This window comes from Rhodococcus sp. IEGM 1379 (assembly GCF_030056815.1).
In the GTDB taxonomy this organism is placed as follows: domain Bacteria; phylum Actinomycetota; class Actinomycetes; order Mycobacteriales; family Mycobacteriaceae; genus Rhodococcus_F.
Window position 1 is genome coordinate 1 of record NZ_JASHKR010000197.1, and the last position, 626, is coordinate 626.

1 protein-coding gene is annotated in these 626 nt (G+C 59.7%); it reads right to left on the minus strand.

What is annotated here, in order from left to right:
• Window positions 1-626: condensation domain-containing protein (locus QM600_RS29500; RefSeq protein WP_283265321.1), on the minus strand; the 626-nt coding region annotated here is incomplete at both ends.

Sequence of the window (626 nt, forward strand, 5' to 3'; positions counted from 1 at the left end):
GGCGTACTGCACCGGCAACGGTGCCCACGCGGGCGCTTGTCCGTTGCTACGCGCGAAGTACGCAGTCATCACATCGCGAGTCAACGGCCCCATCGAGAAGCCGTCGGTGGAGATGTGATGAATCACGAAGGAAAGCACGAACTCGCTGTCGGCAACCTGGAACAGCTTGGCCCGCAACGGAACCTCGACGGTGACGTCGAAAGGCTTGGCGAAGAACGCATACAGTTCGGCGTTCAACTGCTCCTTGTCGATCCGCGCCACATCGAGTGCAAGCTCGACAGCTTCAGGTTGGAGGATCTGCTGATAGCCGATGCCTTCGATTTCCGGGTACAGCGTGCGAAGTGCTTCGTGCCGTGTGATGACGTCCAGAATCGCGGTACGAAGAGCGTCGACGTCCAGGCTACCTGTCAACCTCACAGCCACGGGGATGTTGTTGACAGTTGATGCAGTATCGAAGCGGTTGAGGAACCACATCCGCTGCTGCGCGAGCGACAGCGGAATCCGAACCGGACGTTCCTGCGGCACAAGCGCGGAATGTGCTCCTGCGCCGACGTATCCGCCGATCCGTGCTGCCAAACCTTCTACCGTCGATGCCTCGAACAACTCCCGCACACCCACAGAAGCAT